The 22,518-nt window shown below is 65.8% G+C and carries 22 protein-coding genes, 1 tRNA gene, 1 other RNA gene and 1 pseudogene; 18 read left to right on the top strand and 7 right to left on the bottom strand.

Annotated features, from left to right (window positions below):
* Window positions 1–26 precede the first annotated feature (26 nt).
* Window positions 27–1,421 (bottom strand): acyl-CoA dehydrogenase family protein, encoded by a 1,395-nt coding sequence (locus tag ACFVIV_RS23135; RefSeq protein WP_379199520.1) that lies wholly within the window; start codon window positions 1,419–1,421, stop codon window positions 27–29.
* Between the two features lie 231 nt (window positions 1,422–1,652).
* On the opposite strand from ACFVIV_RS23135, the gene ACFVIV_RS23130 reads away from it, so the two are divergent.
* On the top strand, window positions 1,653–1,949 hold the full coding sequence (locus tag ACFVIV_RS23130; RefSeq protein ID WP_379199518.1) for a hypothetical protein: 297 nt from the start codon (window positions 1,653–1,655) through the stop codon (window positions 1,947–1,949).
* 193 nt (window positions 1,950–2,142) lie between these two features.
* Window positions 2,143–3,573 carry a glycosyltransferase family 39 protein gene (locus ACFVIV_RS23125; RefSeq protein ID WP_379199516.1) on the top strand — a complete coding sequence of 477 codons (1,431 nt, stop codon included), beginning with the start codon at window positions 2,143–2,145 and terminating at the stop codon, window positions 3,571–3,573.
* Between the two features lie 353 nt (window positions 3,574–3,926).
* Here ACFVIV_RS23125 and hisN read toward each other — a convergent pair whose 3' ends face one another.
* Together hisN and ACFVIV_RS23115 are read right to left on the bottom strand one after the other, a co-directional pair.
* Complete coding sequence (gene hisN, locus ACFVIV_RS23120; RefSeq protein ID WP_379199514.1) at window positions 3,927–4,712, bottom strand: histidinol-phosphatase; 786 nt, start codon at window positions 4,710–4,712, stop codon at window positions 3,927–3,929.
* Between the two features lie 149 nt (window positions 4,713–4,861).
* A complete protein-coding gene (locus ACFVIV_RS23115; protein WP_379199512.1) occupies window positions 4,862–5,458 on the bottom strand; it encodes an NADPH-dependent FMN reductase in 597 nt (198 codons plus the stop codon).
* Between the two features lie 164 nt (window positions 5,459–5,622).
* Here ACFVIV_RS23115 and ACFVIV_RS23110 point away from each other — a divergent pair, with 164 nt between their 5' ends.
* The 14 genes and pseudogenes from ACFVIV_RS23110 to ACFVIV_RS23045 all read left to right on the top strand — a co-directional run bounded on the left by ACFVIV_RS23110 (window position 5,623) and on the right by ACFVIV_RS23045 (window position 16,637).
* Entirely contained in the window at window positions 5,623–6,480 is an 858-nt protein-coding gene (locus ACFVIV_RS23110; RefSeq protein ID WP_379199510.1) for a helix-turn-helix transcriptional regulator, read from the top strand.
* A 246-nt stretch (window positions 6,481–6,726) separates the two neighbouring features.
* The gene (prfB, locus tag ACFVIV_RS23105) at window positions 6,727–7,851 is read left to right on the top strand and encodes a peptide chain release factor 2 (RefSeq protein WP_379199508.1); all 1,125 of its coding nucleotides are present in this window, start codon (window positions 6,727–6,729) and stop codon (window positions 7,849–7,851) included.
* A gap of 3 nt (window positions 7,852–7,854) precedes the next feature.
* A complete protein-coding gene (locus ACFVIV_RS23100) occupies window positions 7,855–8,718 on the top strand; it encodes a mechanosensitive ion channel family protein (protein WP_379199506.1) in 864 nt (287 codons plus the stop codon).
* Window positions 8,699–8,893, top strand: coding sequence for a hypothetical protein (locus ACFVIV_RS23095; protein WP_379199504.1), 195 nt, complete (start codon window positions 8,699–8,701; stop codon window positions 8,891–8,893). The genes ACFVIV_RS23100 and ACFVIV_RS23095 overlap by 20 nt, the downstream gene beginning before the upstream one ends.
* Window positions 8,894–8,949: 56 nt before the next feature.
* A complete protein-coding gene (gene ftsE, locus ACFVIV_RS23090; RefSeq protein WP_379199502.1) occupies window positions 8,950–9,639 on the top strand; it encodes a cell division ATP-binding protein FtsE in 690 nt (229 codons plus the stop codon).
* Entirely contained in the window at window positions 9,639–10,544 is a 906-nt protein-coding gene (ftsX, locus tag ACFVIV_RS23085) for a permease-like cell division protein FtsX (RefSeq protein WP_379199500.1), read from the top strand. Before ftsE ends, ftsX begins: the two co-directional genes overlap by 1 nt.
* Window positions 10,545–10,688: 144 nt before the next feature.
* Window positions 10,689–12,542 (top strand): annotated as a pseudogene (gene recQ / locus ACFVIV_RS23080) (DNA helicase RecQ); the annotation flags it as partial.
* A 473-nt stretch (window positions 12,543–13,015) separates the two neighbouring features.
* Entirely contained in the window at window positions 13,016–13,597 is a 582-nt protein-coding gene (locus tag ACFVIV_RS23075; RefSeq protein ID WP_379199498.1) for a Uma2 family endonuclease, read from the top strand.
* A 115-nt stretch (window positions 13,598–13,712) separates the two neighbouring features.
* Window positions 13,713–13,785 (top strand) — tRNA-Glu (locus ACFVIV_RS23070).
* 352 nt (window positions 13,786–14,137) lie between these two features.
* Window positions 14,138–14,815, top strand: coding sequence for a slipin family protein (locus ACFVIV_RS23065; RefSeq protein WP_379199496.1), 678 nt, complete (start codon window positions 14,138–14,140; stop codon window positions 14,813–14,815).
* 101 nt (window positions 14,816–14,916) lie between these two features.
* Window positions 14,917–15,393, top strand: a complete 477-nt coding sequence (smpB, locus tag ACFVIV_RS23060) for an SsrA-binding protein SmpB (RefSeq protein ID WP_379199494.1) — start codon at window positions 14,917–14,919, stop codon at window positions 15,391–15,393.
* 124 nt (window positions 15,394–15,517) lie between these two features.
* Window positions 15,518–15,890: a transfer-messenger RNA gene (ssrA, locus tag ACFVIV_RS23055) on the top strand.
* Window positions 15,891–15,990: 100 nt separating this feature from the next.
* Window positions 15,991–16,182: a hypothetical protein gene (locus tag ACFVIV_RS23050; protein WP_379199492.1), complete on the top strand. Its 192-nt coding sequence runs from the start codon at window positions 15,991–15,993 to the stop codon at window positions 16,180–16,182.
* A 326-nt stretch (window positions 16,183–16,508) separates the two neighbouring features.
* Complete coding sequence (locus ACFVIV_RS23045) at window positions 16,509–16,637, top strand: hypothetical protein (protein ID WP_379199490.1); 129 nt, start codon at window positions 16,509–16,511, stop codon at window positions 16,635–16,637.
* A gap of 55 nt (window positions 16,638–16,692) precedes the next feature.
* Here ACFVIV_RS23045 and ACFVIV_RS23040 read toward each other — a convergent pair whose 3' ends face one another.
* On the bottom strand, window positions 16,693–17,388 hold the full coding sequence (locus ACFVIV_RS23040; RefSeq protein WP_379199488.1) for a DUF899 domain-containing protein: 696 nt from the start codon (window positions 17,386–17,388) through the stop codon (window positions 16,693–16,695).
* Window positions 17,389–17,463: 75 nt separating this feature from the next.
* Window positions 17,464–18,453 carry an ion transporter gene (locus tag ACFVIV_RS23035; RefSeq protein WP_379199486.1) on the bottom strand — a complete coding sequence of 330 codons (990 nt, stop codon included), beginning with the start codon at window positions 18,451–18,453 and terminating at the stop codon, window positions 17,464–17,466.
* 69 nt (window positions 18,454–18,522) lie between these two features.
* On the opposite strand from ACFVIV_RS23035, the gene ACFVIV_RS23030 reads away from it, so the two are divergent.
* A complete protein-coding gene (locus ACFVIV_RS23030; protein ID WP_379199484.1) occupies window positions 18,523–18,924 on the top strand; it encodes a nitroreductase/quinone reductase family protein in 402 nt (133 codons plus the stop codon).
* 9 nt (window positions 18,925–18,933) lie between these two features.
* Here ACFVIV_RS23030 and ACFVIV_RS23025 read toward each other — a convergent pair whose 3' ends face one another.
* Entirely contained in the window at window positions 18,934–19,692 is a 759-nt protein-coding gene (locus tag ACFVIV_RS23025; RefSeq protein ID WP_379199482.1) for a hypothetical protein, read from the bottom strand.
* Between the two features lie 407 nt (window positions 19,693–20,099).
* Between ACFVIV_RS23025 and ACFVIV_RS23020 the strand changes: the two genes are divergently transcribed.
* Window positions 20,100–21,149 carry a hypothetical protein gene (locus tag ACFVIV_RS23020; protein WP_379199481.1) on the top strand — a complete coding sequence of 350 codons (1,050 nt, stop codon included), beginning with the start codon at window positions 20,100–20,102 and terminating at the stop codon, window positions 21,147–21,149.
* Here the strand turns inward: ACFVIV_RS23020 and ACFVIV_RS23015 are convergent.
* Window positions 21,134–22,381 (bottom strand): glycosyltransferase 87 family protein, encoded by a 1,248-nt coding sequence (locus tag ACFVIV_RS23015; protein WP_379199479.1) that lies wholly within the window; start codon window positions 22,379–22,381, stop codon window positions 21,134–21,136. The two genes, ACFVIV_RS23020 and ACFVIV_RS23015, sit on opposite strands and share 16 nt — an antisense overlap.
* Window positions 22,382–22,518 lie beyond the last annotated feature (137 nt).

Here is a 22,518-nt window from a genome sequence, read left to right as displayed (position 1 = left end):
TGGTATCTCTCCGTTGCGAAGTCGGGTCAGAGGAGGACGACGCCCTCGGCAACGCCGATGGCACGAAGGTCGCGGTACCAGCGCTCCACCGGGTGCTCCTTGGTGAAGCCGTGGCCGCCGAGCAGCTGCACACCGTCCAGGCCGATCTGCATGCCCTTGTCGGTGGCCAGCTTCTTGGCCAGCGCCGCCTCGCGGGCGAACGACAGGCCCTGCTCCGCGCGCGACGCACCCCGCAGCGTCACGAGCCGGAGACCATCTAGCTCGATGGCCATATTCGCCACCATGAACGCGACCGCCTGCCGGTGGGCGATCGGCTCACCGAACGCCTCGCGCTCCTTCACATACGGAATCACGTAGTCCAGCACGGCCTGACCGGTGCCGACCGCCAGCGCCGACCAGCCCAGGCGAGCCAGGCGCACGGCGTCGGCGTAATCCTCGGCGCGCTGCGCGGTCTCGGCGTCGCCCAGCAGGGCGGTGGCCGGCACGGCGACATTGTCGAGAATGAGCCGGCCCAGGCCCGCGGCGCGCAGACCCATGGACGGATCGGCCTCCACGACCAGACCCTTGGTGTCCGACTCGATAATGAAGAAGGCCGGGCGGCCGTCCAGCTCGGCGGCCACGATGAACAGCTCGGCGTCGCCCGCGGCCGGAACCAGGCTCTTCACGCCATTGATGCGGTAACCGCTGGGGGAGCGGGTGGCCTTGGTCTTCAGCGCGAACGGATCGAACAGCGCCTGCGGCTCGGAGATGACCACCGACGCCTGCGGCACGTTCTCGCCGGTGAAGGCGCCCAGGTAGGTCTGCTGCTGCGCGTCGGTGCCCCACTGCGACAGCGCGACCGCGACACCGCTGGGCGCCAGGATCGGCAGCGCCAGGCCCATATCGCCGTGCGCGAGGGCCTCGGCGACCAGCGCGTTGGTGACCGCGCCTCGCTCGGAGGCCGCGCCGTCCAGCTCCTCGGGCACATTGATGAGCGTGATGCCGAGTTCCGCGGCCCGCTCCAGCAGATCGCGCGGCGCCTTGGCGGCATTGTCGGCGTCGTAGGCGGCCGGGCGCAGGATCTCGGCCGCGAACTCGCGGACCGTCTCGACGATCATCTGCTGCTCGTCGGTCGGCGTCAGATCGAAGTAGTCCTTGCCGCGGGACTCGTTGGCGGGCAGCCGCTTCGGGGCGCCGCCGCCGGCGACCTTCTCGAACACCCGGGTGGCCGCGCCGAGGGTGCGGAAACCGGTCTTGGTGCCCTCGTAAGTGATCCGGTCGATCGGCTTGCGAAGGTTGTACTTCTCGGCGAGTTCCGACCCGGTAATGGTCGTCATGACCCGCATGGCAGCGCCCATCCAGTCGCGCTTGACCGGATTCAGGCCCACGGCGGAAGTATCCGGACGTCGCGTCTTTGCGGTGTCTCGAGTGCTCATAATCACCAGTTTTCTTGAGTGTGGAGGGTGATCCTGCCCAGCAATCTTACTCCAGAGTAAGACTATCTTACTTCAGAGTAAGAACTGCCGTCGAGGGTTGTCGAATCGGCAGGTCACGGCGGTGGTTCTCGGGCGGGGGAGGACGTTCGGGCAATTAGTGAAACAAACTTGCTTCAGATAGGGCTCGGGTGGGCTAGCGTGGCGGCACCATCCGCCCCCCGAATGGAGGTCTTGCCCATGAGAACACTGGTTGGCACTACCGGCGCGTTGGCCGTCGCGCTGTTCCTGGCGAACGCGCCGAGCGCTGCCGCCCAAGGGATTCCATTGCGCCCCGCGCAACCCATCGGCATCGGCACCGAGAGCTCCGCGCCCCAGGGCGGCATCGACCTGGGCTCCGGCGCCGCGGGATCCAGCGGTGACACCGGTTCCGGGGAGACCGGGTCCGGCATCGGCACCGGGTCGGGCCAGACCGGATCCGGCGGCACCGGATCGGGTGGCAGCGGCTCCGGCATCGGGTTGCCGATTCCCTTCTGACCATGACTCCCGGCGCCGGGGACCGCAGCCCCGCGCCGGACGGCGCGTCTACATCCGGCGGGGGAGAGCGGAGTACTCCGGGAGGCGTATTTCAGTGCCAAAGCGATGCGCGCGGGCCGCGGGGGTGCGAGTATTCGTGATGGAGGGGCGGCACGAATACCCGGCGTTCACCGGAGTTCGACAGGGTGGCGGAATGTACTGGGTGGCAGCGGTCTTCGCAGTGGTGATGCTCGCGGTATCGAATCGGTACGGCTATCACCGCGACGAGTTCTACTTCCTGGCCTCCGGGCGGCGACTGGATTGGGGCTACGCCGATCAGCCGCCGCTGGTGCCGCTCATCGCGCGCGGCGTCTCGGCCATCGACGCGGATTCGCTGATCCTGCTGCGGATTCCCGCCATTGCGGCGGGCGTACTCGTGGTGATCTGCGCGGGGCTCATGGCGCGCGAGCTGGGCGGCGGAAGACCGGCGCGGGCGCTGGCCGCGGCCGCCGTGGCCTCGGCTGCGGTGCTGATGGGCGGGGGACACACGCTCGGCACCACCATCTTCGACCTCCTCGCCTGGTCGGTCATCGTGCTGATGGTGGTGAAACTGCTCCGGCCGGACGCGGATCGGCGCTGGTGGCTGCTGATCGGCCTGGCCGCCGGCCTCGGCCTGCAGAACAAAGCGCTGCTCGCGGTGCCGATCCTGTTCCTCGCGCTGTCGCTGGCCGCGATCGGCCCGCGAGAAATATTCGCCACCAGATACTTTCCGCTCGCTATCGGCCTCGCCGCGCTGATCTGGTCGCCCTACCTCTGGTGGCAGGCGAGCAACGACTGGCCGCAGTGGGAGCTCGGCCGCGCCATCGCCGGCGGCTCCTCGGGGACCTCGGACAGCCCGATCGAGTTCGTGCTGCTGCAATTCGGCCTGATGGGCCCACTCATGGTGCCGCTGTGGATCTTCGGCTTGTGGTGCCTGTGGCGACGGCCCCGCTGTCGTGCCTTCGTCCTCGCCTACGCGGGACTTTTCGCCTTCTTCCTGCTCACCGGCGGCAAGGCCTACTACCTCGCCGGCATGTATCCGCTGCTGCTGGCAGCCGGCGCCGTCGGGCTCGAACCCCGGCTGGCCGACAGCGGAATCCGGCGCGGCGCAGTGGCTTCCGTCGTGGTGGTGAACGCCGCCGCCTCGGCGCTGCTGTTCCTTCCGGTGCTACCTGTCAGCACACTGCGCGACTCTCCGGTCCTGGCCGTCAATTACGACGCGGGCGAGACCGTCGGCTGGCCGGAGTTCGTCGCCCAGGTCGCCGCCGCCCGCGCCCGGGTCGCGCCCGACGCCGAACTGCTCACCGCGAATTACGGTGAGGCCGGGGCGATCGAGCACTACGGCGGGCGCTATGGTCTCCCGACGCCGCACAGCGCCCACAACTCCTATTGGTGGTGGGGTCCGCCGCCGGAGGGCAAGCCGGTGCTGCTGGTCGGCGTCGGTCGGGAGCGGGCCTTCCGCGTCTGTATGGACGCAGAACCGGTGGGCCGCATCGATAACGGGCTCGGCATCGAGAACGACGAACAGGACAGGCAGCTGTTCCTGTGCCGCACACCGCGTTCGCCATGGTCGGAAAAGTGGTCTACGCTGCGACGACTCGGATGATCTTGCAGCTCAATGAAATTACGTATGCAATCCGTGAAAAGTGGTTGTGCACACTGTAATTCGCTGCGTAGTGGATCTTGAAAATACGGGACTTGACTACTGTTATTTCGTTCTGATCACGCCGGCTGTCAAGCGTGCCTACGGTTCTGGGTGGAGACGAAAGGAGGAATGGTTATGTTGTCAGGACTCGTCTCAGTTGTAACAAGCCTGCTCAGTGGTCTCGTCGGGGTGCTCATCGGCACCCCCGGTGGCGGAGGCGGCGGCGGCTCTGCCGGCTAATCGCGAAACCGCTTGAAACCGAACACCCCCCGTCGTTACCACGGGGGGTGTTCGCTGTTCGCCGTACTGTGATGTCAGGCCGCGAGCGCGGCCAGCACCTGATCCTGCAGGTGCCCATTGGTGGCCACCGCACTGCCGCCGTGCGGCCCCGGCTCGCCGTCGAGCGAGGTGAAGGTGCCCCCGGCCTCCCGGATCAGAATGTCCAGCGCCGCCATATCCCACAGCGACAGTTCGGGTTCGGTGACAATGTCCACCGCGCCCTCGGCCAGTAGCGTGTACCCGAAGAAGTCCCCGTACCCGCGCACCCGCCACACCTCATCGGTCAGCGTGAGCAGCTTGTGCCGCCGCCCCAGCGCCCGCCACCCGGACAGGCTGGAAATGGCCAGGCTGGCCGCACCCAGCTCGGCGATCGCCGACACCGAAATGGCCCGCGCCTCGCCCTTCTCGAAGCTGGTCCACGCACCCGCCCCCGACGCCGCCCACCAGCGCCGCGACAGCGCCGGCGCGCTCACCACGCCCACCACCGGCACACCGTCCTCCAGCAGTGAGATGAGCGAGGCCCACACCGGCACGCCGCGCACGAAGTTCTTGGTCCCGTCGATCGGATCGATGACCCACTGCCGCCCGGCGAATTCGGCATCCCCGCCGAACTCCTCCCCGAGCACCAGATCCCCCGGCCGGTCCGCACCCAGAATGTCGCGAATCTCCCGCTCGACGGCCAGATCGGCATCCGATACCGGCGTCAGATCCGGCTTCGAGTCGATCTTCAGATCCAGCGCGAGAAACCGGTCCCGGGTAATGGCGTCGGCCGCATCGGCCAGCTTCAGCGCAAGTTCGAGATCAGCGTCATATGCGGTCACCCGCCAAACGTTAGCCGCTCCGCCCAGCCCCCGCGCGCCGGCAGCGAACTTCCGGCACTCTCGCTGCTGGTCAAGCGATCACCGGGAAACTGTGGCGGCATCGGCCGAGCAGGCCCCGCCACCAGTTCCCGGTCGGTGCTGTTTCACATTCAGGCGGACACGGGGAGGGTGCGGGCGGCGGCGAGTGCGCTTGCCCACCAGTGCATCCGGTCGAGCATCTCGTCGGCGGCCTGTTCGAAGCCGGCGGGGTCGAGGAGGCTGCCGTCGGGGGCGAAGTGCAGGTAGAAGCGGGGGAAGGACACGTATTCGCGGACGGTGTGGGCGTGCAGTTCATTGAAGACCTGGCGCAGGTGCTCGATGGCGAGCAGGCCGCCGCTATTGCCGCTGTAGCCGACGAAGCCGATCGCCTTGTGCTGCCACTGGGTGTAGTGCCAGTCGATGGCGGTCTTGAGGGACGCCGGGTAGGAACGGTTGATATCGGGGGTGACGATGACCATGGCGTCGGCCGCGGCCAGCCGCTCGGCCAGTTCCTCGGTGCCGGCCGGGCGCACCGGGTTCGGTTCCATGAGCGGGGACACCGCGGGCAGGGCGTGCGGCAGCGGGTAGTCGGCCAGATCGATGAGGTCGATCTCGAATGTGCCGTGCTTGCGGGCCTGTTCGGCATACCAGTTCGCGACCACCGGACCGAAGCGTCCTTCCCGGACGCTGCCGATGATCACCGCGAGGCGCAGGGGCGTGCTGGTCATTGGGGGTCTCCTTCGAGTTCCGGGCGACCGGATCGGCCGCTGACAACGACTCTGCTGGGCGTGGAAGGCGGTAGGGAGACCTCGCTGAGAGTGGTAGTGGCAGGGACAGTCTGAGCGCCCGAATCGGGCTGCGTTCACCTGGCGATCCTTGCTACGGTCGAGATGTGAGCGATAACGAGCTGGGCCTGTTCTTGCGCGTCCGGCGCGAGGCGGTCTCGCCCGCACAGGTGGGGCTGCCCGCCGGTCCGCGCCGGCGCACCCCCGGTCTGCGCCGCTCCGAGCTCGCGACCTTAGCGGGGGTGAGCGTCGAATACATCACCCGGCTGGAGCAGGGGCGCGACCGGCATCCCTCGTCCGCGGTGCTGACGGCGCTGGCCAATGCGCTCGGTATGACTCCGAGCGAGCGAGTCCACCTGCATCGCCTGACGAAGGCGGCCACGCCCGGTTTCACCTGCAACGGCAACCTGTCGCCGACCCGGGTGGTGCGCCCGGCCGTGCTGGCCATTCTCGAACAGCTCGAGCCCGCGCCCGCCGCGGTGATCAACCGGCTCAGCGAGGTCGTGGCCTGCACCGACGGCTATCGCGCGGTGATGGGCCCGACCGGTCTGTTCGACGAGGGCATGCCCGCCAACTACGCCCGCTACATCTTCACCGACCCGCGAGCGCGCGTGACCCATCCGGACTGGGAGCACGCCGCCGACAAGATGGTCGCCACCCTGAAATTCGGCCCGTACCGTTCGGACCCGGTGGTCTCACACCTCATCGACGAGCTATCCCTCACCGCCGGTGACGAATTCACCAGCCGCCTCGAGCGCATCCCGGGCCTGCCCGAAACCAACAGCATCACCCGCATCCACCACCCCGAGGCCGGCCCGCTGCGCCTGGCTCAGGAAACCCTCGATCTCTCCGCCGACGACGACCAGCACCTGATCGTCAAACTGCCCGCCGACGAAGCCACCGCCGCCGCCCTGGATCGCCTGATCGGCCGCAAGCCGGGCAGCCTGCGCGCCGTCGCTGGTTGAAGGCCGGGCGGTCGCCCCGCACCGCAGACCGGTGAGCCCGCGCGGGTGGACGCGCCGCGCTCACTCGCACCAGGGCGTGGCCGCCGGGCCGCCCCGACTTGAGTCGAGTTCGGCGCGTGGCCCACTCCGCGTGGGCCGCCCGCCGCGCACCGTTTCCGCGGCCCCTGCGCCGCACCCGGCCGCCACGACTGCGGCCGATTTCCCCTTGTTTCACCGACCTGGAAAGGAACGGTAGCCTTGACTCTCGTGCATCCTGACGTATCCGCTGATCTGGCCGAACTCGACACGACTCTGAAGACCATCGAGTCCGTGCTCGATATCGATGAGCTGGCTCGTCGCATCGACGAACTGGAGCATCAAGCGGCGGATCCGGAGCTTTGGAACAACCAGGAACACGCGCAGCAGGTGACCAGTGAGCTGTCGCACGCGCAGAGCGAGCTGCGCCGGGTCCAGGAGCTGCGGCAGCGGCTGGAGGATCTGCCGGTGCTCTATGAATTGGCCGAGGCCGAGGAGGGTGAGGACCGCACCGCGGCGCTCGCCGACGCCGATGCCGAGCGTGCCGCGCTACACGCGGACGTGGAAGCCATGGAAGTCCGCACCCTGCTGTCCGGCGAGTACGACAAGCGCGAGGCGCTGGTCAATATTCGCTCCGGCGCGGGTGGCGTGGACGCCGCCGACTGGGCGCAGATGCTCATGCGCATGTACGTGCGCTGGGCCGAGCGGCACAAGTACCCGGTCGAAATCTATGACACCTCCTACGCCGAGGAGGCGGGCATCAAGTCCGCCACCTTCGCGGTGAAGTCGCCGTACGCCTACGGCACGCTCTCCGTGGAAATGGGCACGCACCGACTGGTCCGTATCAGCCCGTTCGACAACCAGGGCCGCCGCCAGACCTCCTTCGCCGAGGTCGAGGTGCTCCCGGTCGTCGAGACCACCGACCACATCGAGATTCCGGAGAACGAGGTGCGCGTCGACGTGTACCGCTCGTCGGGTCCCGGCGGCCAGTCCGTCAACACCACCGACTCCGCGGTGCGCCTCACGCACATCCCGACCGGCATCGTGGTCACCTGCCAGAACGAGAAATCCCAGCTGCAGAACAAGATTTCGGCCATGCGCGTGCTCCAGGCCAAGTTGCTGGAGCGCAAGCGGCAGGAGGAGCGCGCCCAGATGGACGCGCTCAAGACCAATGAGGGCGCGTCCTGGGGCAACCAGATGCGCTCGTACGTGCTGCACCCTTACCAGATGGTCAAGGACCTGCGGACCTCCTACGAAGTGAACAACCCGTCCGCCGTGCTCGATGGCGATATCGATGCTTTCATCGAATCCGGAATCCGTTGGCGCATGCGGGAACAGCAGACAGCACAGGGGTAATACATGAGCTCGATCTATGCCGCAGGCACCGGATCCGATCTCGGAAACTGGTTCCGGTCCAGCGGCCTCGAGATCGTCCTGCTGATCGTCGGCGCGATGCTGTTCAGTCGCGCCGTCACCTATGTGCGCGACCGGATCACGCGCAAGATCGACGCCGGCTTCCGCAGCAGCGATGCGCTGGTGCGGACGGAGGCGGCCAAGCACCGGCATGCGCTGGCGCAGGTGGTCACGTGGGTGGTTTTGTCCCTTGTGTACTTCTTGGTGGCTTTGGAAGTCTTGAAGCGCTTGGGATTTCAGATCTCCGGTCTGGTCGCCCCGGCCGCGGTGCTCGGCGCAGCGCTCGGTTTCGGCGCCCAGCGCATCGTGCAGGATCTGCTCGCCGGATTCTTCCTGATCACCGAAAGGCAGTACGGCTACGGCGATGTCGTGCGCATCTCGGTCACTGGATCCGCGGCGGAGGCCGAGGGTACGGTTGAGGACGTGACGTTGCGCATCACGACTTTGCGTAGCGCGGATGGAGAAGTCATCACGGTTCCGAACGGTCAGATCGTGAAAGTTACCAACCTGTCGAAGGATTGGGCTCGCGCCGCCATCGACGTGCCCGTACCCGCGAGCGCCGACATCAACCGGGTCAACGAGATCCTGCACGATGTCGGCGCGAAGGCGTTCGCCGATCGCAAGCTGAAATCGCTGCTGCTGGACGAGCCCACCGTCATGGGTGTCGAAGATCTCACCGTCGACCAGATGAACATCAAGATGGTGGCCCGGACGCTTCCGGGCAAACAGTTCGAAGTCGGACGCGAGCTGCGCGTGCGGGTAGCCGCGGCGCTCCGCCGGGAGGGTTTGAGTGAAACTGAGTCTGCGTAAGTCCACAGCGAAACCACGTAAGTCCACGGCGATCCTGATCACAGTCTGGCTCGCCACGTTCGTGCTCTACTCCTTCGTCAAGCCGGAGACACCCAACGCCCCGGGCTACACGCCCGTTGCGAATACGGTGCTCAGCAACCTGGTACCCGACGCCAAGGAGCCTGAACCCCGCTGATTTACCGCCGCGCGGTGCGATGGAGCGCCGCGCGGTCGTGGCTACACTGGCTCCCCGTGATTACCCTGCGGAACGTCACCAAGTCCTACAAGACCTCGACGCGACCCGCCCTGGACAACATCTCCGTCGATATCGGCAAGGGCGAGTTCGTCTTCGTCATCGGACCCTCCGGGTCCGGGAAGTCGACGTTCATGCGGCTGCTGCTCAAGGACGAGAAGCCCAGCACCGGCGAGGTGTGGGTGGCCGATTTCCGGGTGGACAAACTACCCGGGCGCAAGGTGCCCAAGCTGCGCCAGCGCATCGGCTGCGTATTCCAGGACTTCCGGCTGCTGCAGCAGAAGACGGTCGAACAGAATGTGGCGTTCGCGCTCGAAGTGATCGGCAAGCCACGGCGGTTCATCGACCGGGCGGTGCCCGAGGCCCTCGACATGGTGGGGCTGGCGGGCAAGGCCGACCGGCTGCCGGGCGAGCTGTCCGGTGGTGAACAGCAGCGCGTGGCGCTGGCGCGCGCGTTCGTGAACCGGCCGCTGGTGCTGCTGGCCGACGAGCCGACCGGCAATCTGGATCCCGATACCAGCCAGGACATCATGACGCTGCTGGAGCGGATCAATCGCACGGGGACCACGGTGGTGATGGCGACCCACGACAACACCATCGTCGACGCCATGCGCCGGAGGGTGGTGGAGCTCGATCGCGGCCGGCTGGTTCGCGATGAGGAGATGGGCGTGTACGGGGTGGGCCGGTAATGCGATTCGGATTCCTCTTCGGCGAGGTCGCGCGCGGCCTCTACCGCAATGTCACCATGACCATCGCCATGATCCTCACCACCGCGGTCTCGCTGACCATGCTCGGCGGCGGTCTGCTCGCGGTGCGGATGGCGGACAAGATTCAGGACTACTACGTCCAAAGGGTCGAGATCCGGCTGTATCTCGACGACAACGTGTCGCGGACCGACCTGGACTGCACGCAGGAGCCATGCAAGTCGCTGCTGGTGGATCTGAAGCAGCACGACCATGTGGCGAGCGTGCAGTTCGTCAACAGCCAGGAGGCGGTGCAGGAGGTCAAGGAGACGACCTTCAAGGATCAGCCGGGTCTGGCCGACGAGGTCAGCAAGGACGGGCTGCCGGCGTCGTTCCGGGTCAAGCTCGACGATGTGACGCAGTACAAGTCCATCTATGACGACTTCTCCAAACGGGAGGGGGTCATGACGGTGCTCAATGACATGGACATCGTGGACCGGCTGGTCAGCTTCTTCGTCGGATTGCGCAATGCGGCCTTCGGTCTCGCGGCTCTGCAGGCGCTGGCGGCCCTGCTGCTGATCGCGAATATGGTGCAGGTCGCGGCGCTGGCGCGGAAGACCGAGGTCGGGATCATGCGGCTGGTGGGCGCGACGCGGTGGTACACGCAGTTGCCGTTCCTCTTGGAAGCGGTGCTGGCCGCACTGGTCGGTTCGGTGCTGGCGGTGGCGGGTTTGTTCGTCGCGCAACCGCTGGTGATCAACCGTGCGCTGGGCAGTCTGTTCAATGATCAGATCCTGCCGCGGATCACGGGTGACGACATCGCGGCGGTGGCCTTGGTCATCACGCCGATCGGTGTCGGGTTCGCGGCGCTCGCCGCCTATGTCGCACTGCGGTATTACGTCCGCGAGTGAGATCGCGCACCCGGTTGGACTCTCGCATTCCGCGCATAAGGGATGCGAGAGTGCGCGTCGGGGTGCGAAGTTCGCGGGGACGTTCGGAAGAGAGGACCGGTGTCGGGTGGTGTCCGTAGGATTGCCGTCGTGAGTGCACCGGAGGTGGAGACCGCCAGAGTCAGCGAGTCCGTCGGGGACGCCGGAAGTGTTGCGGCGCATGAGGTTCTGCGGAAGACCTTCGGGTACGACAGTTTCCGCGGCCCGCAGCGCGAGATCGTCGAGCAGGTGATCTCCGGCGGGGACGCCCTGGTGCTCATGCCCACCGGCGGCGGCAAATCGCTGTGCTATCAGATTCCGGCGCTGGTGCGGCCCGGGGTGGGCGTGGTCATCTCCCCGCTCATCGCGCTCATGCAGGATCAGGTCGATGCGCTGAACGCCGTCGGCGTGCGCGCGGGCTTCCTCAACTCCACGCAGTTCCCGGACGAACGACGCACGGTCGAGGCGCAATTCGTGGCGGGGGAGCTGGATGTGCTCTACCTCGCGCCCGAACGGCTGCGGCTGGAGTCCACGGCGCAGCTGCTCGATCGCGGCAAGATCTCGGTCTTCGCCATCGACGAGGCGCACTGTGTCTCGCAGTGGGGCCACGATTTCCGGCCCGACTATCTGGCGCTGTCCGTGCTGCACGAGCGGTGGCCGGACGTGCCGCGCATCGCGCTCACCGCCACCGCCACGGAGGCGACCCGCAAGGAGATCGCCGAGCGCCTGGATCTGACCAAGGCCCGGCACTTCGTCGCCAGTTTCGACCGGCCGAATATCCAGTACCGCATCGAGGCCAAGAACCGGCCCGAGCATCAGCTGCTGGCATTCATCCAGAACGAGCACGCCGGTGACGCGGGCATCGTCTACTGCCTGTCCCGCAATTCGGTGGAGAAGACCGCCGCCTTCCTGACCGCCAATGGCATCGAAGCGGTGCCGTACCACGCGGGCCTGGACAACCGCACCCGCGCCCGCAATCAGTCCCGCTTCCTGCGTGAGGACGGCTTGGTCGTCTGCGCCACCATCGCCTTCGGCATGGGCATCGACAAGCCCGACGTCCGCTTCGTGGCCCACCTCGACCTCCCCAAGTCCGTCGAGGGCTACTACCAGGAAACCGGCCGCGCCGGCCGTGACGGCCTGCCCTCCACCGCCTGGATGGTCTACGGCCTCAGCGACGTTGTGCAGCAACGCAAGATGATCGACTCCTCCGACGGCGACGCCGCCCACCGCCGCCAGCTCCAGCTGCACCTCGACGCCATGCTCGCCCTCTGCGAGACCGTCCAATGCCGCCGCACCCAGCTCCTGGCCTACTTCGGCCAATCCGGAAAAGCCTGCGGCAACTGCGACACCTGCCTCAACGCCCCCGAATCCTGGGACGGCACCGTTCCCGCCCAGAAGCTCCTCTCCACGGTCCTGCGCCTGAAGCGCGAACGCGGCCAGAGCTTCGGCGCCGGCCACCTCGTCGACATCCTCCTCGGCAAACGCAACCCCAAGGTCGAACAGCACGCCCACCACGAACTCAAAACCTTCGGCGTCGGCACCGAACTCCGCGACATCGAATGGCGCGGCGTGGTCCGCCAACTCCTCGCCCAGGGCCTGCTCGCCGTCCACGGCGACTACGGCGTCCTGACCCTCACCGAATCCAGCAACGAAGTCCTCTTCGACGGCCGCCAGGTCATGCTCCGCCGCGAACAGGAACGCGCCAAGGCCGCCCGAACCCCCAAGCCCGCCAAGGCCTCCCGCCTCGCCGCCGCCGACATGTCCCCGGGCGACTCGGACCTCTTCGAAAAACTCCGAGCCTGGCGAGCCGCCACCGCCAAGGAACAGGGCGTCCCCGCCTACGTCGTCTTCCACGACGCCACCCTCCGCGAAATCGCCTCCCGCAAACCCGCCACCATTGCCGACCTCGGCACCATCTCCGGCATCGGCGAAGCCAAACGCGCCAAATACGGCGAAGGCGTCCTCGAAGTCGTCGCCGCCGGTGCCGGTCCCGCCGCATCGCCCCCGGCCGCACCCGGCGAATCGGCCGGGCCCGCCCCGGCGGCATCGGCTGCGCAGCCCAGCGGTACGGCTGGTGACCAGCTCTTCGACGTCTCTGGTAAGGCGCCGAAGTCACCGGATGCGAACGTCACTCGCGGTGGCGGTGTCGCCCGCGAGCGCGGCCGTGCAGGCGGATCCACGGTGCGGACGGCCACACCTCCGCGCAACTCCAGGTTCGAACCCGCGCCACCGGCGGCTCACCTCGATGAGGTCCCGTGGCCGGACGAAGCGCCGCCGGACTTCGACGAACTGCCCCCAGACCCCAGGGCGTGGGGCTGACGGTGTCCAGGAGGGATGCGTAGCTCAGCCACCAGCGGCGAGTCGAGTGCGAACCGCCGCTGCACCAGTGTGTCGCGATACCCTGGCTACGTATTTCCCGTCGATCGGCGCCGAAGCCGCCGCACCGTGAGGACATGACCGCCGTGCATGAGTCGCTCATGACGACCGAGCAGTTCGAGGAACTTGCGCGGGCGGCCGATCGTATCGCGGAGGGTGTGCGGCTCGAGTTCATCGATGGAAAGCTGGGGGCGAAGGCGATGCCGGATGGCGACCACGGTCGTATTCTCCAGTGGTTGATTCGCATCTTTGTAGCGCTCCGTCCTGAACTGTTCCTGACTCCGGAGCAGGGGCTGAAAGTAGCCCGGTACCGGAAAGGCCGCGCACGGCCCGATGCGGTGTTGGCCGACGCCGATGCCTTTGTTGGGCAAGGTGAGTGGGCCGATCCATCGCCGGTCCTCATGGTTGTCGGGGTGACATCCGATGATGAGGACACCGACCGCCGCGATCGGAAGGAGAAGCCGAGAGCCTATGCCGAGACCGGTATCCCGGTCTACTTGCTGATCGATCGGGATGCCTGCGTGCTGAAGGTGCACAGCAAGCCGAACGACGGTCGTTACGAGCTGATCGCAACTGTTCCCTTCGGTGCATCCGCAGAACTGCCTGATCCGGTCGGTGTCGTTCTGGATACCGGACCGCTGAAGGATTGGGTGCACTGAGGCTCCGCTCCGGAGTTCGGTGATCACAGCGGCCTGGTCAGCGGATTTGGTTGCTGGGCGTCGGCAGGATAAGCTTTCGGAGCTGCCGCGGTCCACGGATCGCAGCGAGCGACCTGGTCCCGTCGTCTAGCGGCCTAGGACGCCGCCCTCTCAAGGCGGTAGCGCGGGTTCAAATCCCGTCGGGACTACTGTGAAGGCCCTTCAGCCACTGGCTGGAGGGTTTTTCTCGTTTCAGGGGTGCGGAAAATCGTTGGCGTGCGGGCGGATGCGGTCGTTACCGTTGATCTCGGCCGTACCAAGGGGCGCCCCGGAATCTCCGGATCGCGTACCCCGTGTCGGGGCGGCTCTTTCTAACTGGTGAAGCGGAGCGATCCGCCGAGGTTCGAATCCTTGTAGCGATACGCCCTGCCCGGTCGCATGCGACGGCGTGGCTCTGCGGGCTCTCCGTCCTCGGACGGGGGAGGCCCCCGCCGCGCCGTCGTGGCCGGGCGGGGCGTATCCGTTCGGGGCCGGATGCCAAGCGGGGGAAGGAGATCGGGAATGTTCACGAAGACTTTGTTCACGAAGACCTATACGACGGTCATGGATTGGCAGCGCACCCTGCTGTACCGCGACGGAGCCCTGGAAACGGTGCTGGAGCCGGGCCGGCACCGCTATGACGAGGAGCGCTGCACGCTGGTGTGCGTCGACATGCGGCCACGGCTGCTCCAGGTCACCGGACAGGAACTGCTGACCAAGGACGGGCTCTCGCTGCGGGTGAGCTTCGTCGTGGACTGGGTCGTCACCGATCCCGTCGCCTTCACCACCGGCGCGCAGTATGCCGACCAGGTGCTCTACAGCGAGGTGCAAGAAGCCGGCCGGGATCTGGTCGCGGCGCACACCCTCGACGAACTCGTCGCCGATCGTTCCCTCTTGGCCAATGGCACCGGACCGGTCGCGTCCGCCGTCGAGGAACTCGGCATCACCGTGACCAGCATGCGTGCCAAGGACCTCATGCTGCCGGGCGAGCTGCGCAAGGCCGCTCTGGAGACGGTCCTCGCCCGGGAGCGCGGCCGCGCCGAGCTGGAGCGGGCCCGCGCCGAGGCCGCCGCCCTGCGGTCGCTGGCCAATACCGCCAAGCTGCTCGACGACAACCCGGTCCTGCTGCGCCTGCGCACCCTGCAGGTCGCCGCCGCGCCGGGCACGCAGATCGTCCTGGACCCGCGCGAGGGCGCGTGACCGGGCCCGTGGTCGCCCGGAGGTAGCGACCTCCGGGCGACTCCCGGAATATTCGGTTGGCACGGGCCATTAATGTTGGACGTTATGAAGGCGGTGTCTGTATGAAAGAGAAGGGTCGCAAGGTCATCGCGACCAACCGCAAGGCGCGGCACCACTACGCGATCATCGACACCTACGAGGCCGGGATCGCGCTGGTCGGCACCGAGGTGAAGAGCCTGCGCGAGGGTAAAGCCTCGCTGGTGGATGCCTACGCCAGCATCGACGACGGCGAGGTCTGGCTGCGCAACCTGCACGTGCCCGAGTTCTCGCACGGCTCGTGGACCAACCACGCGCCGCGCCGGACCCGGAAACTGCTGCTGCACCGCCGCGAGATCGACAAGCTGCTGGGCAAGACCAAGGAGTCGAGCCTGACCCTGGTGCCGCTGTCGATGTACTTCTCCGACGGCAAGGTCAAGGTCGAGCTGGCTCTCGCCCGAGGCAAGCAGGACTACGACAAGCGGCAGGATCAGCTGCGTCGCACCGTCGAGCGCGAGGTCACCCGCGAGGTGGGCCGCCGCATCAAGGGCATGAGCGGCTGACCGTTTGCCCTGGTAGCGGATCCGCCGCTCGACGCGCGAATATTGGGATGATCCGACGTTTGCGCGGTGTTACCATTGGTGTCCCGGTGAAAGCCGGGATCGTTCTGAATCAGTGAACGAAGACGGGGCTGAACGGTTTCGACTGCGTACGTTGATTCAGGGGAAGCGTGTCGGTGCAGGCAGGAGACCACCGTATAAGCGTCGCTGTAACCCTATAAGCGCCGATTCTCATCAGCGCGACTACGCTCTCGCTGCCTAAGCAACGAAGCGTGTCTGTCAGCCCGGGTTCGCCCTCGACCCGGTCCCTGGCATCAGCTAGAGGGCTCTACCGTCCGACGCGGCCGCGGCGTCGGACGGGACACCTAACAGCGGCTGGGATCGTCATCTCGGCTTGTTCGCGTGACCGAGAGATCCGAGCAGAGGCATAGCGAACTGCACACGGAGAAGCCCTGAAGATGCGGCGGAGGACCCGGGTTCGATTCCCGGCAGCTCCACCAAGGCCCCGACCTGATACCAGTAGGTCGGGGCCTTTCTCATACGACGTCCGGCATTCGTAGAGCGGCCATCTCGCTCCGTACCCGAGCGCACAATGGGGGCATGGGCTTCCGGATCCTGCGTTGGACGTGCGCGCTGGGTGCGCTGGCATGCCTGTTCGGCGGGCTGCTGCTCGGATTCACCGCTGGCTGGTGGGCCGGGGTGGGCGCGTTCCTGGTGATTGGCATCCTCATCGAGTGGACGCGCGCCCCGAACCTGAACGAAACGAGCCGTGACCGGGGCGGATGGTATTGAGATTTCAGGCTGGCCAGCCGTCTTCAGCGGTAAATTGTCGGGATTGCGGTGTTTATCCAATTCGATACGCAATCGTCGATTATTTTGCTCGAGGAGAATAAAAGAATGGGTGTTGAACTGAGGGTTAATTTAATTCCAACCAGATGGCGTGGAGGTTTCATGCGCTTGCGCTATAGCTGCTGGTGAAGCCTCTGGTTTGATAGATGATATGGTTTTGCGAATTCTGATCGTATTGCGCGATGTTGAGGCTGTCGGCTGGTCGGAGAAATTGTCGGTGCTAGCTTTTCTGCACCCCAACAATTCCCGAGCAGTACAGGTGGTTTGAAATGGCTAGCTTTATCGGAGACGCGGGTTCCTCGGTCCTCAACAGTGGGTCCGGGGTGGTCGGAAGCGGGTTGGATCTGGCTACGGCGATCGTCGGGCTGATCAATTCGATTTTCGGGGCCTTCGCGTGACGCGGTAGGAGGACGCGAGCGGCCCGGTCCGGGAGGACCGGGCCGTTTCGTGTGCTCAGGCGGCGCCGTTGGGTTCGCCGTAAGCGGCGGCGATGTCCTTGGAGCTGCTCCAGCGGCTGTAGGTGGGGGATTGGGGCCAGCCTTCGGGGGAGTCCTGCCATTCCTCTTGGCGGCCGTAGGGGAGGAGGTCGATCAGGGCGAAGGAGTGGCTGAGTTGTTCGGTGCCGCGGCCGTTGGTGTGCCAGGTGCGGTAGACGGTGTCGCCGTCGCGGAGGAAGACGTTGACGGCGAAGCCGCCGCCGGGTGGGGCGCCGACGTCGGTGCCGAAGGGGCTGTTCGCAGTGGAGTACCAGGTCATCTTGTTGCCTACGCGGCGTTTGTAGGCGAGGGCTTCGTCGATCGGGCCCTGGGTGACGATGACGAAGCGGGCGTCGTAGTTGTCCAGGAACTCCAGGCGGGTGAATTGCGAGGTGAATCCGGTGCAGCCGCCGCATTGCCATTCCTCGCCGGGGAACCACATGTGGTTGTAGACGATCAGTTGTGATGTGCCGGCGAAGATGTCGGCCAGCCGGACCGGGCCCTCTTCGCCCTCGAGGGTGTAGTCGGGCATTTCGACCATGGGCAGGCGGCGGCGCTGGGCGGCGATGGCGTCGAGCTCGCGGGTAGCGGCCTTTTCGCGGACACGCAGGGCGTCGAGTTCACGCTGCCAGGTGTCGGCGTCGACGACGGGCGGTAATGCTGTGGTGCTCATGGGACCTCCCAAAACCTTGTTCGCAGAATGCGTGCTGTAGGTGTAGACCGCGCGCGCTCATCGAATTCATCGGTTTCAGGTGCGGCGGGTGGGGGTTTCGTGGCGGAGGACGCGGCGGCGCTGGAGGGTGTCACGGAGCGTGGTGTGGGTGACGCCGATTCGGTCGGCTATGTGGGCCAAGGGCCGGCCTTGGCGGTAGAGGGCGACGGCGTGCGCGATTTCGGTGTCGTCGAGGTGGCGGCGACTGCGGGCCGGGTTGGTGCTGACGGCGGTGGCCGGACCGGGACGTGAGGAGCGGAGTTCCGCGCGCAGCGCCGCCAGCTCGGCGAGGATCGCAGCCGAGACGTCGTCCCGGGCATGCCGATCGGTGTGCTCGCGGTTCTCGTCGGCGCGGACATCCTCTGCGGCGCTGACCATTACGGCGAGGAAGAGGTTGAGCACCACGAATGTCGACACGAGGATGTAGACGAGGAAGAAGATCCACGCGAGCGGCTTCTCGTCCATGACCGTGCGCGCGATATCCGGCCAGGCTTCGCCGGTCATTACTTGGAAGAGCGTCCACATCGAAGTGCCGAGACTGCCGAAGTATTCGGGGGTCACGGTGCCGAACAGTTTGGTCGCCGTGACGGCTGCCACGTACAGCACCACGGCGAGCAGCCCGAGAATCGATCCCATGCCCGGAAGGGCCGCGAGCAGGCTCGCCACCACCTTCCGCATACTCGGGGTCGCCGAAACCAGCCGCAGCACCCGAAGTATGCGGAAGGCCCGCAGCACGGACAGCCCGCCGGTCGCGGGCAGCAACGCCACGGCTACAACGAGAAAATCGAAGCAGTTCCAGGGATCTCGAAAATAAGCGAGCCCATAGCCGTACAACTTGAGCAGCATCTCGACAACGAATATGACGAGCGCAATCGTGTCGACCAGCCGAACCACCCCGCCCCCGACCACCATCACCGACTCGGAAGTCTCGGCCCCCAACGCCACCGCATTGACCAGAATCACCGCAATGACGAACCGCTGAAACCGAGGCGATTCGACCAGTTTTCGTACCCCTTCGCGTTGCAAAACGGACAGCCTCCTGACTCGTCACTGCACGGTCGCCGGCACTGGCGCATCTATGACTACCATCGGCGAGTGTCCAACCAGGAGATCATCGCCGAGTTCCGCGCCAACGCCGGAAAACTCAGCGGCCCCTACGCCCACCTCGACGTCCTACTCCTCACCACCACCCCCACCACCGGCGCCCACCGCACCCTCCCCCTCGGCTACGCCCGCGACGCCGACCGCTTGATCGTCTTCGCCGCCGACGACGGCCGCGAAAACGGCCCCAACTGGTACCACGACCTCCTCGCCCACCCCCACGCCGAGGTCGAGGTCGGCACCGAAACCCTCCCGGTAACCGCAGCGATAGCCACCGATCACGAGCGAACCAGACTCTGGGACAACCAAGTCGAACACTGGGATTTCCTGAACGATCTCCAAGCCAAGGTCGCCTGGCCGATCCCGATCGTCATCCTCACCCCAGTCGGCCCCTGACTCGCCCACTCAGTCCCCGAGACCTGCCGGGTTGGGGTTGCTCTCCCGCTTCAGTGCCTTGCTGATGATCGTTCGGACATCGGTTTCGTCGAAATCGGCCGGAAGATCCAAACCGAGGATTTCGAACAGGGCGCGCACTTCGGGGACGGTGGGTTCTCTGCTCAGCGCCACCGCGGACGCCCTCTCCAGGGGCACTCGTTCGCTCGCGTTGAAGCTGGTCCGCAACTCGATACTCCACGAATCATATTCGGGCAGCCCCTTTTTCACGATCATTGCGGGGTATCTCGGCCCGCGCTGTGTCACGATCAAGTATTCGGAGGTGAGGTCGAAGCGGAACATCGACTCCCTGGAAGTCAGCGCCAACTCGATGTCCAGCAGATGCCCGGACCGCTGCTTGTACCAGCAGACGGCCAAAATTGTTGCAAACACCTCGATCTGAGTTCCCTTGGCAGTCCAAGTCTGTGCGTCGTCGCCCTCGTCGGCCAGCGACTTGTAGAGCTCGGCGTAGCGGTTGCAAGCAGCGTGATCGGGGCTGAGAATTTCCAGTCGTACCGTTAGGTCTCGTCTGCCTCTAGCGTGTCCGATCAGCTTCGGAAGAGTTTCGACACGAGTGTAGGTTCCGGTTCCGCCTCTGAAGGTCAAGCGATTGCTGTCTACCAGTGCCGATTTCAACGATTCCGTGACCTCGGCACCGGTTGCGAATCGAATGCCTGCGCGTTCCGTCTGCTCCTGTACTCGATCGAGCCTCTCCACGATCTCGGCGGCCATGCGCCGGCTTTCGGCGGTTTCCCGCTCTTGGCGCCATCGATCCCGGAGAAGGAAGAACGCTATCACTCCGAGCGTGAGAGGTATGACCTTATTAACCAGATCGGTTGGTATCAAATCTATGAGCCCCAGAACGCTATCGAAGTAGCAAGAAGAAGGGCAACCAAACCCTCGGCGTTGTTCTTGACCCATTCCAGATTGGCGTGGAATCGCCTCAACATGAGCCGCATCCGTTCTAATTGACGGATCGCCCACAGAGATATCCCGGTACTGTGGTCGGCATCGGCCACTGGGACTAAGAGTTTGCGCCTGCGGACTTACCGTGGAAATGAGCAGGTCGCTGTCACCAGGATAAACCGGCGCATGCATTCTGCTGGCGATTTGACAAGGACTCGAGTGCGATGGGGCGATTGGCGACGCGGCTGCGGGCAGATCTGCTGTGGGTAAAGGCCAACGCGGAGGGATCGATCGCCATCGGCCTTGCGGTGGCTATGAGTGCGCTGGGTCTCGTCGGGTTGGTATCTGTCGATCTGGTCAGCAAGGTCATTCCGCTGACGCTGGCCGTCGTTGCCCTTGCGGTGCTTCGTGATCGGTGGCGGCAGGAGACGGTGAATGCCGAGATGCTGCGAAGCGTCGGTGAAGCCAATGCAGCGCTGGGGCATATGCGTGAGTGCGTTGATCGCATCGGCCAGTTGGAGGGCCTGATGACCAGTACGCAGCGCACAATGGAGAGCTTTGCGGCCGTTCGATTCGCCAGTGGCGCAGAAGTATCGGATGCCTTGGAGCAGGCGCGTGGTGATACCGATCGCTGGATCTTCAAGGGCGGTACGGGTGCCTTCAACCGGGTCGTGACGTTGCCGCACTGCGTCCGGCATGCCGTGCACGTTCGCCGAGAGTTGCTGGTGCGAATGGAGATCCTCGATCCCACCGACCTTCAGGCCTGTGAGCGATTCGCGCGACTGTATCGATCGCTGGCCGACGGAGCCGATGACGATGCCCACACATGGAGCGGGATGGGCACGCAAATCGAGTCGTATGCAACGATTTTCGCGGCTTGCTGGTACAAGCAGCGTGCCACGCACCTGCTGGATATCGAGATCGGATTGACGTCAGTGGTCTCGACGGTGCGCTGGGACTTGTCCTCGCAATGCCTGATAGTCACCACGCGCGGTCCGCGTTTTCCTGCGATGATCGTGGAAAAGGGCCAGCCCTACTACGATTCGTGGAGCATCGAGCTGCGGACGAGTTTTGCCGAGGCTCGAAAGGTGCCCATGGACCGGGCTTCGACGGTGCCCTTGGGGCCCGAGCCGAGCGTCGCCGAGGCTCGCGATCTTTTCGACGCGCTCGGGCTCGGCCTGCCCGATAACTACACCGACGCCGATGTCGAGACGATCGTCGAAAAGGCGCTCTGCGTCGACAATCCGTTCCTGCGCGGTGCCGGCGACTATCGCAATCGTTGAAACGACGACGGAGTTGTGCAGCCCGGGTGCAGTCGATCACGTCGGACAGTGATCATCGCGGCGGCGGTGAGAGTGATCAGGTAGATCAGGGAGTAGATGTTCAGCAGGAGTGGGGCGATGGGCCAGGACGGGGGGAAGAGGAACAGGCCGACGGCTACTTGGCCGGGGGCGTAGGTGTAGGTCCAGGCGCTGGTGCTGAGGTAGAGGGCGAGGGCCGCGAGCCACCAGCGGGGGTTGGATTGGGCTCGGTGGATCAGGTAGACGAGCAGGGGGATGAACCAGACCCAGTGGTGGCCCCAGGAGAAGGGGGAGATAGCGCAGGCGGTGAGGCCGGTGAGGGTGATGGAGAGGAGGGGGTTGCCTTGTTCGTAGAGGCGGGTGGTGACGAACAGGCTCACTACGGTGACTGCACCGGCTATCAGGACCCACAGCCAGAGGGGGGCGGCGTTGCCGGTGAGGTGGGCCAATGCGCCGCGGAGGGATTGGTTCGCGGGGTGGGTGTCGGGGGCGATTCGGCTCGACTCGAAGAAGGTTGAGGTCCAGTATTCGCGGGAGTCGGCGGGGAGCAGGATCCAGGAGGCGAGGACCGTTGCCAGGAAGACGGCGCAGGCGGTGGCGGCGGATCGCCATTGGCGGAGGGCGAGGTATTGGACGATGTAGTAGAGGGGGACGAGTTTGATGCCGGCGGCTATGCCTACGCCCATGCCTCGGAGGAGGGACTGGTCTTTGCGGGAGAAGTCCCAGAGGACCAGGAGCATGAGGAGGAGGTTGATTTGGCCGAAGAAGAGGGTGGTTCGGACCGGCTCCAGGAAGATGCAGGTCGTTGCCAGTAGGACGCTGGCGGTGACGAGTTTGGGGGTTGGGCGGTAGCCGAGGATGCGCCAGCACATCAGGACGCAGAGCGCGAGGATGGACAGGTTGATCCAGAGCCAGACCGTGTTCACCCAGGCCCAGGGGATCAGGTAGAAGAAGGTGAAGACGAGGGTGGAGAAGGGGGTGTAGGTGTACTGGAGGCCGCGGAAGGTGGGTTCGGTGTAGAGGGGGATGTCGTGGAGGATGCGGAAGGCGCCGTCTCGGTAGACGTGGACGTCCATGCCGCCTACGAGGATGCCCACGTTGGGGAGCCAGGGGTCACAGGTGACCGCTACCAGGACCAGCGCCAGGGGGGCGGTGAGAGCCAGGACGAGAACTGTTGCCCGAGTGAGGGAAGGCTCCGGCCGCTGATCGTGCACGCCAGTGGGCTCCCTTCGACCTTCACCAGATTGCGGTACATCGAACTCCAAGCGGGGTCACGGTACCTGTTCGCCGGCGGGGGTGGCCGAATCGGGGGTGGTGTGTCAGGGGCTCGGGCACACTCGGGCCCCCTGAC

Origin of the sequence: Nocardia sp. NPDC127526, assembly GCF_042672265.1 — a bacterium.
Taxonomy (GTDB): domain Bacteria; phylum Actinomycetota; class Actinomycetes; order Mycobacteriales; family Mycobacteriaceae; genus Nocardia.
This window is presented reverse-complemented; position numbering and strand designations above follow the sequence as displayed.